Source organism: Phytobacter sp. SCO41 (assembly GCF_003073275.1).
GTDB classification, from domain to species: domain Bacteria; phylum Pseudomonadota; class Gammaproteobacteria; order Enterobacterales; family Enterobacteriaceae; genus Phytobacter; species Phytobacter diazotrophicus.
This window is the reverse complement of record NZ_CP027225.1, coordinates 4,823,777-4,839,369: the sequence shown is the minus strand read 5'-3', so window position 1 is coordinate 4,839,369 and position 15,593 is coordinate 4,823,777. Positions and strand designations below refer to the sequence as shown.

Below are 15,593 nucleotides of genomic sequence, written 5' to 3'. Positions count from 1 at the left end.
AGCTTACGCTGCCTTTTTGCGGTTTATTTTGAAATACGTTTGTACTTGATACGCTTCGGCTCCAGCGCATCGGCGCCAAGGGTGCGTTTCTTATACTCTTCGTACTCGGTAAAGTTACCTTCGAAGAACTCCACCTTACCTTCATCCTGATAATCCAGAATGTGGGTCGCGATACGGTCAAGGAACCAACGGTCGTGCGAGATAACCATCGCGCAGCCCGGGAACTCCAGCAGGGCGTTTTCCAGCGCGCGCAGGGTTTCGATATCCAGGTCGTTGGTCGGTTCATCGAGGAGCAGTACGTTACCGCCAACCTGCAACAGTTTCGCCAGGTGCAGACGACCACGCTCACCGCCGGACAGCTCGCCAACGCGCTTGCCCTGGTCAACGCCTTTAAAGTTAAAGCGGCCCACGTAGGCGCGGCTCGGCATCTCGGTATTACCGATCTTCATGATATCCAGCCCGCCGGAAACTTCTTCCCATACGGTTTTACTGTTATCCATGGCGTCGCGGAACTGATCGACGGAGGCCAGCTTGACGGTTTCACCCAGGGTGATTGAACCGGCGTCAGGCTGTTCCTGACCGGACATCATACGGAACAGGGTCGATTTACCCGCGCCGTTCGGGCCGATAATCCCGACGATAGCGCCTTTCGGTACGGAGAAACTCAGGTCGTCAATCAGCACGCGGTCGCCGTAGGACTTACGCAGGTTGCTGACTTCCACCACTTTATCCCCCAGACGTGCGCCTGGCGGAATAAACAGTTCGTTGGTCTCGTTACGTTTCTGATATTCGACGTTGTTAAGCTCTTCAAAGCGCGCCAGACGGGCTTTGCCCTTAGACTGACGGCCTTTCGCGCCCTGACGAACCCACTCAAGTTCTTTCTCGATGGATTTACGACGCGCCGCTTCCTGAGAGGCTTCCTGCGCCAGACGCTGATCTTTCTGCTCCAGCCAGGAGGAGTAGTTGCCTTCCCACGGAATACCTTCGCCGCGGTCCAGTTCGAGGATCCAACCGGCAACGTTATCGAGGAAGTAACGGTCGTGGGTGATTGCCACCACGGTACCTTCGAAGTCGTGCAGGAAGCGTTCCAGCCAGGCGACAGACTCGGCGTCCAGGTGGTTAGTCGGTTCGTCGAGCAGCAACATGTCTGGTTTTTCAAGCAGCAGACGGCACAGCGCAACGCGGCGGCGCTCACCACCGGAGAGGTTAGCGATTTTCGCGTCCCAGTCCGGCAGGCGCAGTGCGTCAGCGGCGCGCTCAAGTTGCACGTTCAGGTTATGGCCGTCGTGCGCCTGGATAATCTCTTCAAACTTGCCTTGTTGTGCCGCGAGTTTATCGAAGTCAGCGTCCGGTTCAGCATATTTCGCATACACTTCGTCCAGACCTTTCAGCGCGTTCACCACCTCGGAAACCGCTTCTTCAACGGATTCACGCACGGTCTGTTCCGGGTTTAGCTGCGGTTCCTGCGGCAGGTAGCCGATTTTCAGACCAGGCTGTGGGCGGGCTTCACCTTCAATATCGGTGTCAATGCCAGCCATGATGCGCAGCAGGGTAGATTTACCGGCACCGTTAAGGCCCAGTACACCGATTTTTGCGCCAGGGAAGAAACTCAGCGAGATATTTTTCAGAATATGACGTTTCGGCGGAACCACTTTGCCGACACGATGCATGGTATAAACGAATTGAGCCACGTTGGACTTCGCCTCTTTTTATCCCTTCATCCGTCAGGTTGCTGATGCCGGGCCAGGATTCTTTCCTTTGCCGCCGCCTTGCAACCTGAATTATTCAGGGCTAATGAATGGTGATAGTTTTCAAAGGCGAAGTGTAGCCGTTTTCCGTGCTCAATCCCAGCCAGCAGCACCCGTAGTGTTAAATGACACAAGAAAGGTAAAAAAGTGTGCATTACGTGGCGCGTTACGGCGGGCGCGGTTAGCATTAAGGCATTATGCGGCATGACGCTGTAGGTATCGTTTTTATAAGGGGAATAAGCTGTGCAGAGAGCTAAACATGCCGCCTGGCGTTTTCTGGCGGCCAGTATTTGTTTGCTGTCCCTCAGCAATGTGGCGCGAGCGGACTCACTGGATGAACAACGTAATCGCTATGCTCAGATCAAACAGGCATGGGATAACAAGCAGATGGATGTGGTATCGCAACTGATGCCAGGGCTGCAAAACTATCCGCTATACCCTTATCTGCAGTACCGGCAGATAACCGATGATCTGATGAACCAACCCGCCGTAACGGTAACCAATTTTATTCAGGCAAACCCCACATTGCCGCCGGCCCGCACGCTGAAAACACGTTTTATCAACGAGCTGGCACGCCGGGAAGACTGGCGTGGTCTGCTGGCATTCAGCCCGGAAAAACCCACGACAACGGAAGCGCAATGTAACTACTACTTTGCGAAATGGAACACCGGGCAGGCAGACGAGGCCTGGCAGGGGGCGAAGGAGCTGTGGCTGACAGGAAACAGCCAGCCAAACGCCTGTGACCGGCTGTTTGGCGCATGGCGTGCGTCCGGTACGCAAGACCCGCTGGCGTTTCTGGAACGTATCCGCCTCGCTATGAAAGCGGGCAATACCCGGCTGGTTATTCTGCTGGCGGGCCAGATGCCCCCGGATTATCAGACCATCTCTTCCGCCATCATTACGCTTGCCAATAATCCTGGCAGTGTCATGACTTTCGCCCGTACCACGGGGGCGACCGATTTTACCCGCCAGATGGCGGCTGAAGCGTTCGAAAGCGTCGCGCGTGATGATGTGGAAAACGCCCGGCTGATGATCCCGTCGCTGGTGCAGGCGCAACAACTGAATGAAGATCAGACGCAAGCGCTGCGTGACATTGTCGCCTGGCGTTTGATGGGCAATGACGTGACCAGCGAACAGGCGCGCTGGCGCGATGACGCCATCATGCGTTCGCAGTCCATTTCGATCGTTGAACGACGGGTGCGGATGGCTATCGGCAACGGCGACCGCCGTGGGCTGAATACCTGGCTTGCGCGCTTACCGATGGAAGCAAAAGAGAAGGATGAGTGGCGCTACTGGCAGGCCGACCTGCTGCTGGAACGTGGGCGTGATGCCGAGGCGAAAGAGATCCTGCATGCGCTCATGCAACAACGTGGATTCTACCCGATGGCGGCGGCCCAGCGGCTGGGTGAAGAGTACACCATGAAAATCGATAAAGCGCCGGGCAACATCGATCCAGCGCTGGCAAACGGGCCTGAAATGTCCCGTGTGCGCGAGCTTATGTACTGGAATCAGGACAACACTGCCCGTAGCGAGTGGGCCAATTTGATCACCAGCCGCAGTGTGCAGGAGCAGGCGCAACTGGCGCGCTATGCCTTTAACCAGCACTGGTGGGACCTGAGCGTACAGGCGACTATTGCCGGTAAGTTGTGGGATCAACTTGAAGAGCGATTCCCGCTGGCCTACAGCGACTTGTATGCCCGCTATACGAGCGGGAAAGATATTCCGCAAAGCTATGCAATGGCGATCTCTCGTCAGGAGAGCGCCTGGAACCCGAAAGCGCGTTCCCCGGTCGGGGCAAGTGGGTTAATGCAGATCATGCCGGGCACGGCAACGCATACGGTGAAGATGTTTAACATTCCAGGCTACAGTAACGCGGCTCAATTGCTGGAACCGGAAGTGAATATCAACATCGGTACCAGCTATCTGCAATATGTCTATCAGCAGTTTGGTAACAACCGCATCTTCTCATCCGCGGCGTACAACGCCGGTCCGGGCAGGGTGCGCACCTGGCTGAACAACAGCGGTGGACGCATTGACGCGGTGGCCTTTATTGAGAGCATCCCCTTTTCCGAAACCCGTAGTTATGTGAAAAACGTGCTGGCCTATGACGCGTATTACCGTTTCTTTATCAATGGCAACAAAGGGCCAGTGCTGACGGACGCGGAGTGGCAGCGTCGTTACTGATTTCTGTGGTTTGTGTTATGCTGTGTACTCTCAAGCGAGTACATAGCATAACGGCGGCATATTATGACCCAGCAATCACCTTATTCAGCGGCCATGGCCGAACAGCGTCACCAGGAATGGCTTCGCTTTGTTGAACTCGTCAGGCAGTCTTACGAACAGGATCTACATCTTCCGTTACTTAACCTGATGCTCACCCCCGATGAACGTGAAGCGCTGGGTACCCGCGTACGTATTATCGAAGAGTTGTTGCGCGGAGAGATGAGTCAACGAGAACTCAAAAGTGAACTCGGGGCGGGTATTGCCACGATCACCCGGGGATCCAACAGCCTGAAAGCGGCGCCAGCCGACCTGCGTTTATGGCTGGAGCAGACGCTGCTTAACGATCAGCGATAGACCGCATTGTGAAAGGGGCTTAATGCCAGTATCACGGCCTGATGATAGACGCTGGCGCGCGTCAATTTTCCGGCGGTAAACACGCCAATTGCGCCGTCTTTGCGCCCAATTTCATCAATACCGGTATATGCCGACATCGCCGGACCAAGCGCTTGCCCGGCACGGATCTTTTGCAGAATCACCTCAGGCAAGGGCAGGGTGGCAGAGCGGGCTTCGCCGCGCTGGTCGCGACTTTCGATGACGACCCAGCTAAACGTGCTGCCTTCATCAATTCCGGCTTCGATAGCTACCCAAAAGTCCGCATTTGGACAGGCGTGGCGGGCATTTTCGACACGGTTACGTGCGCCTTCAAGCGTCTCTTTACTGCCCATAGGCTGTTCCGGTACACCGCTTTCAACAGCAATTGCGTCGATGCGGCTGGCGTTTTCACCGAAAATCTCATTAAAAGCGTGCAGAATAGCCCGAATTTTGGCGGGGTTTGTGGTAGCAGCGACAACATGGTGCATAATCAATAGCTGGCTGCCCGTAATGAGACCAGTTCTGTCTGCATGACGGGTAAGGCCTTCCTCATATAATAAACTTCATCGCAGTATAATGGATATAAAAGCATGTTACAGGTATACCTTGTCCGCCACGGTGAAACGCAGTGGAACGCCGAGCGTCGTATTCAAGGCCATTCAGACAGTCCGTTAACCGAAAAAGGCGAGCAGCAGGCATGGCAGGTGGCTGAACGCGCGAAAGCGCTGGGCATCACCCATATTATTGCCAGCGATCTCGGACGTACACGTCGCACGGCTGAAATCATTGCAGAGCTATGTGGCTGCGATATCACCCTCGACTCGCGCCTGCGTGAACTCGATATGGGGGTGCTCGAACAGCGCAATCTTGAAACCCTGACCGAAGAAGAAGAAGGCTGGCGTCGCCAACTGGTAAATGGCACCGCAGGGGGGCGCATTCCCGGCGGCGAGTCGATGCAGGAGCTTGCCGATCGTATGCATGCTGCCCTTGCGACCACGCTGGAGTTACCGCAGGGTAGCCGCCCGATGATCGTCAGCCACGGCATGGCCCTGGGCTGTCTGGTCAGCACCATTCTGGGTCTTCCGGCTTATGCTGAGCGCCGCCTGCGTTTGCGTAACTGCTCTATTTCCCGTATCGATTATCAGGATAGCGCATGGCTGGCGTCGGGATGGGTAGTGGAAACAGCAGGAGACGTCTCACATCTGGACGCCCCTGCGCTGGATGAACTGCAGCGTTAACGGCGGACGGGAATCAGATACTCGCAGCGGATATAAAGCGGTGGCTCTTGCGCCCGCGCATCTTCTTGCGGGTAGAAACGCTCAATATCCTGACCTTTACGGCGTGTCAGATTCAGCATCGGCATGCAGGTACCGTAGACGGTCAGGATAAACTCCTGCACGCCCGTGCCCGGCCCTTCGTAGAAGAACATGACATACTCACCACCTTCGAGCTTCACTGGCTGGGCATTATGCATGTAGCCGTTCGCCATCTCTGGTGTTAAAGCGGTGGTGTAAAACACCTCTTGCTCGTCATCTTTCTCAAGGCTTGGTCGCGGTTCATGCAGGCCATACATCTCAGCCGGAATGGTGGGCGAATTGCCTAAAAAGTCACGCCAGAACTGGATACGCATCTGGTTGCGGAAATCGGAAATTTCTTCCAGCGAGCAGGTATAGCTCTGCGTTGTACCGATGAGCTGCATATCCGGAAGGGTGATAAATTCATGTCTCGGCATGGCAAACTCACCTAAACGCAGCGGCGGACGAATGCCGAAGGCGCTCCAGTCAGGTGAACGGCGATACAGCGCGGGCGTCAGATTAAACTGCTTTTTAAACGCGCGGGTAAAGGTTTGCTGAGAGTCAAAGCGGTACTGCAGGGCGATATCCAGAATGGGACGCGAGGTCAGACGCAAAGCAACAGCAGACTTCGACAGGCGGCGCGCGCGAATATAAGCGCCAATCGCATGGCCCGTCACGTCTTTGAACATCCTTTGCAGATGCCACTTGGAATAACCCGCTTTTGCCGCCACATTATCTAACGACAATGGCTGATCCAGGTGGCTTTCCAGCCAGGTAAGTAGATCACGAATAATCCCAGCCTGATCCATAAAATATCCTCATCCTTAAAACGGCTTACGCCTGATACCAGGGGATGGATAATACCACTGTTTGGCGTTTTAGCATTCAGTGTTTTTTTTGTGCATTAGTGCTCATTGTGTCTGATTTTCATGATAATTTTTGTAAATTGGTGATCTATAAACCTTTTCCTCTTAAACCCGAGAATAGTCGCTCAACGTTATATTCAAAAATGGTAACAATATGAAATACACGCGTTTAATACTTTCCTCATTAGCGTTGCTGTGGGGTTCTGCGCAGGCGGAACAGATTGGCTCAGTGGACACTGTGTTTAAAATGTTCGGCCCGGATCACAAAATTGTGGTGGAAGCCTTTGACGATCCTGATGTGCAAAATGTGACCTGTTACATTAGCCGGGCAAAAACAGGCGGCATTAAAGGGGGGCTGGGGCTGGCGGAGGATACATCCGATGCGGCGATTTCCTGCCAGCAGGTAGGGCCAATCGAACTCAGTGATAAGATTAAAAATGGGAAAGCCCAGGGCGATGTGGTCTTCCAGAAACGTACTTCGCTGGTGTTTAAGAAACTTCAGGTGGTCCGCTTTTATGACAGCAAACGTAACTCTTTGGTTTATCTGACCTATTCCGATAAAGTGGTGGAAGGTTCCCCGAAAAACGCACTGAGTGCGGTGCCGATTATGCCGTGGAGTAAATAAAAAGGAATGGAGATGCCACAACCGCGAATCTGGCTGGTTGAAGATGAGGCAAGCATTGCCGAGACGCTGATTTATATGCTGCAGCAGGATGGGTTCGCCGTCACGTCATTTGAGCGGGGACTGCCTGTTCTTGACGCGGCGGCGCGGCAGTTGCCGGACCTGGCGATCCTGGATGTTGGGCTGCCGGACATCAGTGGTTTTGAGCTGTGCCGCCGTTTGCTGGCCAGGGCGCCGGGGCTGCCAGTGCTGTTTCTGACCGCGCGTAGCGACGAGATCGACAAATTGCTGGGGCTGGAAATGGGGGCTGATGATTATATCGCCAAACCGTTTTCGCCAAGGGAAGTTTGTGCCCGAGTACGTACCGTGCTGCGCCGCTTCCAGAAAGCCACGGTGCAATCTTCTCTTCTTCGTGTCGGGCAATTCGAACTGGACGAAGAGGCGGCTATCGTTCGCTGGTGTGGCGATATTCTCCCCCTTACACGCTATGAATTTCTGCTGTTAAAAACTCTGCTGCATGCACCGGGCAGGGTTTTCTCACGCCAGCAACTCATGGATCTCGTCTGGAACGATGCCGAAGAGAGCTTCGATCGCACTGTCGATACCCATATCAAAACGCTGCGCGCCAAATTGCGTGCGGTGAATAGCGAATTGTCACCGATTAATACTCATCGCGGTATGGGTTACAGCCTGGGCATCCGCTAATGCGTATCGGGATGCGATTGTTGCTGGGCTATTTTCTCCTTGTGGCGGTTGCCGCCTGGTTTGTGTTGTCGATTTTTGTCCAGGAGATCAAACCGGGCGTCAGGCGGGCAACCGAAGGCACGCTCATTGATACCGCCACGCTGCTGGCCGAGGTAGCGCACGATGATTTGCTCTCCGGACAGGCGCAAAATGGCAAGCTGGCAGAGGCGTTCACTTCGCTCAACCAAAGCAACATTAACGCCAATATCAGCGGCATTCGCAAAGTACGTAACGAATACCATGTCTATATGACGGATGCGCTGGGTAAGGTTGTTTTTGATTCTGCGGGCCAGGCCGTAGGTCAGGATTATTCCCGCTGGAACGATGTCTGGCTGACGCTGCGCGGTAAATATGGCGCGCGCAGTACACCTTCCGATCCTAACGATCCGGAAAGTACGGTGATGTATGTGGCGGCTCCCGTCACTGACCAGGGGCGCATTATCGGCGTTTTGAGCGTGGGCAAACCTAATAGTGCGATTGCCCCGGTCATCAAACGCAGTGAGCGGCGCATGCTCTGGGCCAGCGCGGCCTTACTGGGGATTGCTCTGGTGATTGGGTTTGGAGTGACGCTGTGGATTAACCGTTCCATCGGCAAGCTGACACGCTATGCGGATGCCGTGAGCGAAAAAAATCCTTTACCTCTTCCTGACCTGGGAAGTAGCGAGCTGCGTAAGCTGGCGCAGGCGCTGGAGAGTATGCGCCTTAAGCTCGAAGGAAAAAATTATATTGAGCAGTATGTCTACGCGCTTACCCATGAACTTAAAAGCCCGCTGGCGGCCATACGCGGCGCGGCAGAAATTCTCCATGAGAACCCGCCACCGGATATCGCCACCCGTTTTACTAACAATATCCTGGCGCAAAATGCGCGGATGCAGATGCTGGTTGAGAAGCTGCTACAGCAGGCGAAGCTCGAAAATCGCCAGGAAGTAGTGACAACATCCATCCTTGTTGACGCTCTGTTCCGACAGCTTGAGGATGAACGCAGCGTGGTGCTGTCCGCCAAAAATCTGACCCTGGAATGCGATGCGGGGCAGCTTGTCGTCGAAGCGGATGCCGGGCTGCTTAGCCAGGCATTGGGCAATCTGCTCGACAATGCGATCGATTTTACCCCTCGCGACGGGCATATTTCGCTGCGCGCTCACGAACACGCTGAACATGTCGTCTTCACCGTATGCGATAACGGGCCGGGTATTCCGGATTACGCCCTTGAGCGGATCTTTGAACGGTTTTACTCATTGCCCCGAGAGAATGGACAAAAGAGCAGTGGCCTTGGGCTGGCCCTGGTGCAGGAGGTTGCGCGTTTGCACCAGGGAACTATTCAGGTATGTAACCTGCCGCAGGGTGGCGCAGAGGCGCGACTGACACTTCACCGTCACTTCACATAACTTCAAATTCTCCTCTTATAGCCCCGTTACTCTGCGCGCAACACAAAGGAGGGGCTATGTTGAAATCACCGTTATTCTGGAAAATTACCACCCTGGCAGGGTGCATTTGTCTGTTGCTGATCCCACTGATAATGGTTGGCAATTTAATCAAAGAGAGAGGCGACTACCGTAATGAGGTCGCCGATACGCTGCGGCAAAGTAGCGCCGGGCCGCAAAAGTTGATTGGTCCGCTGATTGCGATTCCGGTGACGGACGTTGTGACTTCGCTGGAGTCGACGGGAGATGAACCGCCCAAGGAGGTTCGCCGTACAAAAAGCTATATCCGTTTCTGGCTACCTGAGTCGCTCATGGTCGAGGGGAAACAGCAAGTCGAAAACCGCCAGGTGGGTATCTACGAAGGGCAAGTCTGGCATGGGGATATCAGTATAAACGCAGAATTTGACCCAAAACGAGCCGGGCTGGAGGCGAGTGATACCAGGGAACTGGGCGAGCCGTTTGTCGTGTTTGCCCTGAGTGATGCCCGAGGGATTGGGCAAATACGGGCGATGAAGGTGAACGGTGAATCGCTCAGCGTAGAGCCGGGATCGGGGCTGATGAGCGACTTACAGGGTATCCATGTTCCACTGACTGCGCCGGGTATTACGCAAAAAAATATCAAACTAAACGCTTCATTTAGTCTCAATGGTACCGGCGCATTTTCCGTGGTCCCACTTGGCAGAAACAGCGAAATGGCGCTGATGGGGGACTGGCCTCACCCCGGCTTCACCGGTGACTTTCTACCTGCGAAACGCGAAGTTACCCCTGCGGGTTACCAGGCGCGCTGGCAAAGTACGTGGTTTGCCAATAACCTGGATAGCAAAATCCGTGATGTCCTGAGTCTGAGCAGTGACAATGAGTGGCGCCTGCCCGCATTCAGCGTCAATATCGCCACGCCAGCGGATCAGTACCAACTGACGGACAGAGCGGTAAAATATGCGATTTTGCTTATTGCCCTCATTTTTGCCGCGTTTTTCGTCTTTGAAAGTCTTACCGGGCGGCAAATGCACCCCATGGAGTATCTGCTGGTGGGGTTATCGCTGGTGATGTTCTATCTGGTCCTGCTGGCGTTGTCAGAGCATGTCGGCTTTACCTGGGCGTGGATTATTGCCAGTGGACTGGGGGCGACGATCAACGGTATCTATTTGCAAGGCGTGATGAAAAGCTGGCGTGCCAGCCTGCCGTTTAGCGGTGCGCTATTGGTGCTCTATGGCGTAATGTGGAGTTTGTTGAATTCCGAAGACAGCGCGTTGTTACTGGGAACAGGCGTACTGTTTGCGGCACTGAGTACCGTGATGATACTGACACGGCGCTTCGACTGGTACTCCCTTTCACGGGCGGTGAAAAAGCCCGTAGAAAGCCAGGTTCCTGTCGATGAAGAACTACGGATATGGAAATAAAAAAAGCGGCGCCAGGCGCCGCTTTTTTTTTTGAAGGAGGATTATTCCTGCAGATCACCGCAGAAACGGTAACCTTCACCGTGGATCGTCGCGATGATTTCCGGTGTGTCCGGCGTGGATTCAAAATGCTTACGGATGCGACGGATGGTGACGTCAACCGTACGGTCGTGTGGTTTCAGCTCACGCCCGGTCATTTTTTTCAGCAATTCGGCGCGGGATTGGATCTTGCCCGGGTTTTCGCAGAAATGCAGCATCGCACGGAATTCGCTACGCGGCAGCTTATACTGTTCGCCATTAGGGCTGATCAGTGAGCGGCTGTTAATATCCAGTTCCCAGCCATTAAACTTATAGCTGTCGACACTGCGGCGCTCTTCGCTGATGGTGCCCAAATTCATGGTACGGGACAGCAGGTTACGCGCACGGATAGTCAGTTCACGCGGGTTAAACGGTTTGGTGATGTAGTCATCCGCACCGATTTCGAGGCCCAGGATTTTGTCTACTTCGTTGTCACGACCGGTCAGGAACATCAGTGCGACATTCGCTTGCTCGCGTAATTCACGGGCAAGTAAAAGGCCATTTTTACCTGGCAGATTGATATCCATAATCACCAGGTTGATATCATTTTCGGAGAGGATCTGATGCATTTCAGCGCCATCTGTCGCTTCAAAGACATCGTAACCTTCCGCTTCGAAGATGCTTTTCAACGTGTTGCGTGTTACCAACTCGTCTTCAACGATAAGAATGTGCGGGGTCTGCATGTTTGCTACCTAAATTGCCAACTAAATCGAAACAGGAAGTACAAAAGTCCCTGACCAGCCTGGTACATGTCGCAAATTAACATGAACGGCGTAACATGACTAAAGTACGTAATTGCGTTCTTGATGCACTTTCCATCAACGTCAACAACATCATTAGCTTGGTCGTGGGCACTTTCCCTTTGAACCCGACAGTGTCAAAAACGGCTGTCATCCTAACCATTTTAACAGCAACATAACAGGCTAAGACGCAAGGGACACCCAATAAAACTACGCTTCGTTGACATATATCAAGTTCAATTGTAGCACGTTAACAGTTTGGTGAAATCTTGATATCTAAATGCTAGCGATTATCACAATTTTTCAATAAACCAACTAGTTGCGGATATTAATTGATAAATAAGTTGAATCCAATAGGAGATTCAGATTCATAATTAAAATGCCATGAAGAAACATAGGGATAAGCACTTTCTGTTAACATTTCAGCGGTTAATACCGCCAGTCAACAGTTTAGCTTTTTTTAACCGTTGGCAAGACGAAATTCAGTGATTGCTGTTACAAAATTGTAAATTCGCGAAGCGAAATATGCTGACATTACCCTTCGCTCGCGCGTCGGTATGATAAAAAAGAGAGTAAAAATGCACCTGGCCATTGTATTGGTTTCTCCCGCCAGAGCGGAGAATGTTGGCGCTGCCGCGCGCGCGATGAAAACGATGGGTTTCACAGATCTGCGCATTGTCGACAGCGATGCCCATTTACAGGAAGGCGCTCGCCGTGTCGCACATGGTGCCGGGGATGTGCTTGATAATATTAAAACTTATTCTGCATTATCCGATGCGCTGGCCGATATTTCATTCACCGTCGCCACGACGGCGCGAAGTCGCGCTAAATTCCATTACTACGCAACGCCTGCGGAACTGGTACCGCTTCTGGCGGAAAAAAGCGCGTGGCTCCCCGCCGCCGCACTGGTGTTTGGCCGGGAAGATTCGGGCCTGACAAATGACGAACTGGCGCTTGCAGACATTTTGACGGGTGTGCCGATGGTGGCCGATTATCCTTCACTCAATCTGGGGCAGGCCGTCATGGTTTATTGTTATCAATTAGCATCTTTAATACAAAATGCTCCCAAAGTGGTAACGCAACGTGATGATAACCAGCTTCGTGCTTTACGTCTGCGGGCGCGCGCGTTGCTCGAAAAACTCGATGTGGCGGATGACATGAAAATGGCCGACTGGCTGGATCAGCGTGTGGGGATGCTGGAGCAGCGAGACACCGCAATGTTGCACCGTTTGCTCCACGACATTGAAAAAAAACTCGCCGAGTAAATCACTGCCATAATAATGTTTTATGGATTAAGTCACTGCAATGGTGCGGTTTGTATGGTCTTTACCTATGATAAGTTAATAAGTCGCGGGCGTAGCGGAAGGTTGCGCAAAATAGCTGAAAACTAAAAATTCGTTGACTTAAGGCGGCAGATACTTTAACCAATATAGGCAGAGCACAGACAGAATAAAATTACAGAGCACACAACATCCATGAAACGCACCAGCACCGTCACCATTATTATTACCACCACCATTACCACAGGTAACGGTGCGGGCTGACGCGTACAGGAAACACAGAAAAAAGCCCGCACCTGAACAGTGCGGGCTTTTTTTTCGAGCAAAGATCAAGGGGTAATACCATGCGAGTGTTGAAGTTCGGCGGTACATCAGTGGCAAATGCGGAAAGGTTTCTGCGTGTTGCCGACATCCTGGAGAGCAATGCCAGGCAGGGGCAGGTGGCAACTGTGTTATCTGCCCCGGCGAAAATCACCAATCACCTGGTCGCCATGATCGAAAAAACGATCGGAGGTCAGGATGCCGTACCAAATATTAGCGATGCCGAACGTATTTTTTCTGAGCTACTGCAAGGATTGGCGGATGCACAGCCTGGTTTTCCCCTCGCACAGTTAAAAACCTTTGTCGAACAAGAATTTGCGCAGATCAAACACGTCTTGCATGGGATAAGCCTGCTGGGGCAGTGCCCTGACAGCATCAATGCGGCGCTGATCTGCCGTGGCGAAAAGCTCTCCATCGCCATTATGGCGGGGTTGCTTGAAGCGCGCGGTCATAAGGTGAGTGTGATTGATCCGGTCGAGAAACTGCTGGCTATTGGGCACTATCTTGAGTCTACGGTGGATATTGCGGAGTCAACGCGCCGCATCGCCGCCAGCCGTATCCCGTCCGACCATATGGTGTTGATGGCAGGGTTCACTGCCGGAAACGAAAAAGGTGAGCTGGTTGTTCTGGGGCGTAATGGTTCTGATTACTCCGCTGCGGTTCTGGCTGCTTGCCTGCGTGCGGATTGTTGTGAAATCTGGACCGATGTTGACGGTGTCTACACCTGTGATCCACGCCAGGTACCGGATGCCCGTCTGCTGAAATCCATGTCGTACCAGGAAGCGATGGAACTCTCCTACTTCGGTGCGAAAGTGCTCCACCCGCGTACCATTACCCCTATCGCTCAGTTCCAGATCCCTTGCCTCATTAAAAATACCGGTAACCCGCAGGCTCCCGGTACTCTGATTGGCGCCACCTCTGACGAGGATGGCCTGCCGGTCAAAGGTATTTCCAACCTGAATAATATGGCGATGTTCAGTGTTTCAGGTCCGGGGATGAAAGGCATGGTTGGCATGGCGGCGCGCGTGTTTGCCGCGATGTCGCGTGCGGGTATTTCTGTCGTGCTGATTACCCAGTCCTCCTCTGAATACAGCATCAGCTTCTGTGTACCGCAATCCGATTGCGTCCGCGCGCAGCGTGCAATGGGCGATGAATTTTATCTGGAACTGAAAGAAGGGTTGCTGGAGCCACTGGCCGTGATGGAGCGTCTGGCTATCATCTCTGTCGTGGGTGACGGCATGCGTACTCTGCGTGGCATTTCCGCGAAATTCTTTGCTGCACTGGCGCGCGCCAATATCAACATCGTGGCGATCGCGCAAGGATCTTCCGAGCGTTCGATTTCTGTCGTGGTGAGCAACGATGATGCCACTACGGGTGTGCGCGTCACGCACCAGATGCTGTTCAACACCGATCAGGTTATTGAAGTGTTTGTGATTGGCGTGGGCGGTGTTGGTGGTGCGCTGCTCGAACAGCTTAAGCGTCAGCAGGCATGGCTCAAAAGTAAGCATATCGATTTGCGCGTCTGCGGCGTGGCAAACTCGAAAGCGTTGCTTACCAACGTACACGGGTTAAATCTGGAAAACTGGCAGTCTGAGCTTGCCGAGGCCAAAGAGCCTTTCAACCTGGGCCGTTTGATTCGTCTGGTGAAGGAATATCACCTGCTGAACCCGGTTATTGTAGATTGTACGTCACACCAGGCAGTGGCCGATCAGTATGCCGACTTCCTGCGTGAAGGTTTTCATGTGGTGACGCCCAACAAAAAGGCCAACACCTCATCGATGGCTTACTACCATCAGTTGCGCCATGCGGCGGCGAAATCACGCCGTAAGTTCCTCTATGACACCAACGTGGGCGCGGGCTTGCCGGTTATCGAAAACCTGCAAAACCTGCTCAATGCGGGTGATGAGTTACAACGTTTCTCCGGCATTCTTTCTGGCTCGCTATCGTTTATTTTCGGTAAACTCGATGAAGGGATGAGCCTGTCAGATGCGACTAAGATCGCACGTGAAATGGGTTACACCGAACCTGATCCTCGTGACGATCTTTCCGGTATGGACGTGGCGCGTAAGCTCCTGATCCTGGCTCGTGAAACCGGGCGTGAGCTGGAGCTTTCCGATATTGTGATTGAACCTGTGCTGCCAGCTACATTCGACGACAGCGGTGACGTTGAAAGTTTTATGGCGCGTCTGCCGCAGCTTGATGATCACTTCGCCGATCGTGTGGCGAAAGCGCGCGACGAAGGCAAAGTGCTGCGCTACGTCGGCAACATCGAAGAGGATGGCACCTGTCGGGTGAAAATTGCCGAAGTGGACGGTAACGATCCGCTGTTCAAGGTGAAAAACGGCGAAAACGCCCTTGCGTTTTATAGCCACTATTACCAACCGCTGCCGCTGGTCCTGCGTGGCTATGGTGCGGGCAATGATGTTACTGCGGCAGGGGTGTTTGCAGACTTGCTGCGTACGCTGTCCTGGAAGTTGGGAGTTTAA

General features: G+C 53.3%; 15 protein-coding genes and 1 other annotated feature. Of the genes, 11 read left to right on the top strand and 4 right to left on the bottom strand.

The genetic code is table 11. From position 1 onward, the window contains the following. Nucleotides 1-23: 23 nt before the first annotated feature. A complete protein-coding gene (ettA, locus tag C5523_RS23505; RefSeq protein ID WP_039078261.1) occupies nt 24-1,691 on the bottom strand; it encodes an energy-dependent translational throttle protein EttA in 1,668 nt (555 codons plus the stop codon). Nucleotides 1,692-1,991: 300 nt separating this feature from the next. Between ettA and sltY the strand changes: the two genes are divergently transcribed. Together sltY and trpR are read left to right on the top strand one after the other, a co-directional pair. Next, on the top strand, nt 1,992-3,932 hold the full coding sequence (gene sltY, locus C5523_RS23500; RefSeq protein WP_039078262.1) for a murein transglycosylase: 1,941 nt from the start codon (nt 1,992-1,994) through the stop codon (nt 3,930-3,932). 63 nt (nt 3,933-3,995) lie between these two features. Continuing rightward, nucleotides 3,996-4,325 (top strand): trp operon repressor, encoded by a 330-nt coding sequence (gene trpR, locus C5523_RS23495; protein ID WP_039078263.1) that lies wholly within the window; start codon nt 3,996-3,998, stop codon nt 4,323-4,325. Here the strand turns inward: trpR and yjjX are convergent. Next, nucleotides 4,316-4,831: an inosine/xanthosine triphosphatase gene (gene yjjX, locus C5523_RS23490; RefSeq protein WP_039078264.1), complete on the bottom strand. Its 516-nt coding sequence runs from the start codon at nt 4,829-4,831 to the stop codon at nt 4,316-4,318. The genes trpR and yjjX overlap by 10 nt on opposite strands. Nucleotides 4,832-4,933: 102 nt before the next feature. Here yjjX and gpmB point away from each other — a divergent pair, with 102 nt between their 5' ends. Continuing rightward, nucleotides 4,934-5,581 carry a 2,3-diphosphoglycerate-dependent phosphoglycerate mutase GpmB gene (gpmB, locus tag C5523_RS23485; protein ID WP_039078265.1) on the top strand — a complete coding sequence of 216 codons (648 nt, stop codon included), beginning with the start codon at nt 4,934-4,936 and terminating at the stop codon, nt 5,579-5,581. Here gpmB and robA read toward each other — a convergent pair. Further along, nucleotides 5,578-6,447, bottom strand: coding sequence for an MDR efflux pump AcrAB transcriptional activator RobA (robA, locus tag C5523_RS23480; RefSeq protein ID WP_039078266.1), 870 nt, complete (start codon nt 6,445-6,447; stop codon nt 5,578-5,580). The two genes, gpmB and robA, sit on opposite strands and share 4 nt — an antisense overlap. 211 nt (nt 6,448-6,658) lie before the next feature. Between robA and creA the strand changes: the two genes are divergently transcribed. From creA to creD, 4 genes are read left to right on the top strand one after another with little or no spacing between them, the layout of a single operon-like run. Further along, a complete protein-coding gene (creA, locus tag C5523_RS23475) occupies nt 6,659-7,129 on the top strand; it encodes a protein CreA (RefSeq protein WP_039078267.1) in 471 nt (156 codons plus the stop codon). A 12-nt stretch (nt 7,130-7,141) separates the two neighbouring features. Continuing rightward, nucleotides 7,142-7,831 carry a two-component system response regulator CreB gene (creB, locus tag C5523_RS23470; RefSeq protein ID WP_108702068.1) on the top strand — a complete coding sequence of 230 codons (690 nt, stop codon included), beginning with the start codon at nt 7,142-7,144 and terminating at the stop codon, nt 7,829-7,831. Next, entirely contained in the window at nt 7,831-9,255 is a 1,425-nt protein-coding gene (gene creC / locus C5523_RS23465) for a two-component system sensor histidine kinase CreC (protein WP_108702067.1), read from the top strand. Before creB ends, creC begins: the two co-directional genes overlap by 1 nt. Before the next feature lie 56 nt (nt 9,256-9,311). Then, nucleotides 9,312-10,691, top strand: coding sequence for a cell envelope integrity protein CreD (creD, locus tag C5523_RS23460; RefSeq protein ID WP_108702066.1), 1,380 nt, complete (start codon nt 9,312-9,314; stop codon nt 10,689-10,691). Between the two features lie 41 nt (nt 10,692-10,732). Here the strand turns inward: creD and arcA are convergent, their stop codons facing one another. Next, complete coding sequence (arcA, locus tag C5523_RS23455; RefSeq protein WP_039078271.1) at nt 10,733-11,449, bottom strand: two-component system response regulator ArcA; 717 nt, start codon at nt 11,447-11,449, stop codon at nt 10,733-10,735. 95 nt (nt 11,450-11,544) lie between these two features. Here arcA and yjjY point away from each other — a divergent pair, with 95 nt between their 5' ends. The 4 genes from yjjY (at nt 11,545) to thrA (ending at nt 15,593) form a co-directional block, all read left to right on the top strand. Next, nucleotides 11,545-11,685 carry a protein YjjY gene (gene yjjY, locus C5523_RS23450; RefSeq protein WP_086870418.1) on the top strand — a complete coding sequence of 47 codons (141 nt, stop codon included), beginning with the start codon at nt 11,545-11,547 and terminating at the stop codon, nt 11,683-11,685. Between the two features lie 399 nt (nt 11,686-12,084). Further along, nucleotides 12,085-12,771: a tRNA/rRNA methyltransferase gene (locus C5523_RS23440; protein ID WP_039078272.1), complete on the top strand. Its 687-nt coding sequence runs from the start codon at nt 12,085-12,087 to the stop codon at nt 12,769-12,771. A gap of 210 nt (nt 12,772-12,981) precedes the next feature. After that, a complete protein-coding gene (thrL, locus tag C5523_RS23435) occupies nt 12,982-13,050 on the top strand; it encodes a thr operon leader peptide (RefSeq protein WP_071846003.1) in 69 nt (22 codons plus the stop codon). Next, nucleotides 12,989-13,106: a sequence feature (Thr leader region), on the top strand. Its footprint overlaps the gene before it by 62 nt. A gap of 24 nt (nt 13,107-13,130) precedes the next feature. Continuing rightward, nucleotides 13,131-15,593, top strand: coding sequence for a bifunctional aspartate kinase/homoserine dehydrogenase I (thrA, locus tag C5523_RS23430; RefSeq protein WP_039078273.1), 2,463 nt, complete (start codon nt 13,131-13,133; stop codon nt 15,591-15,593).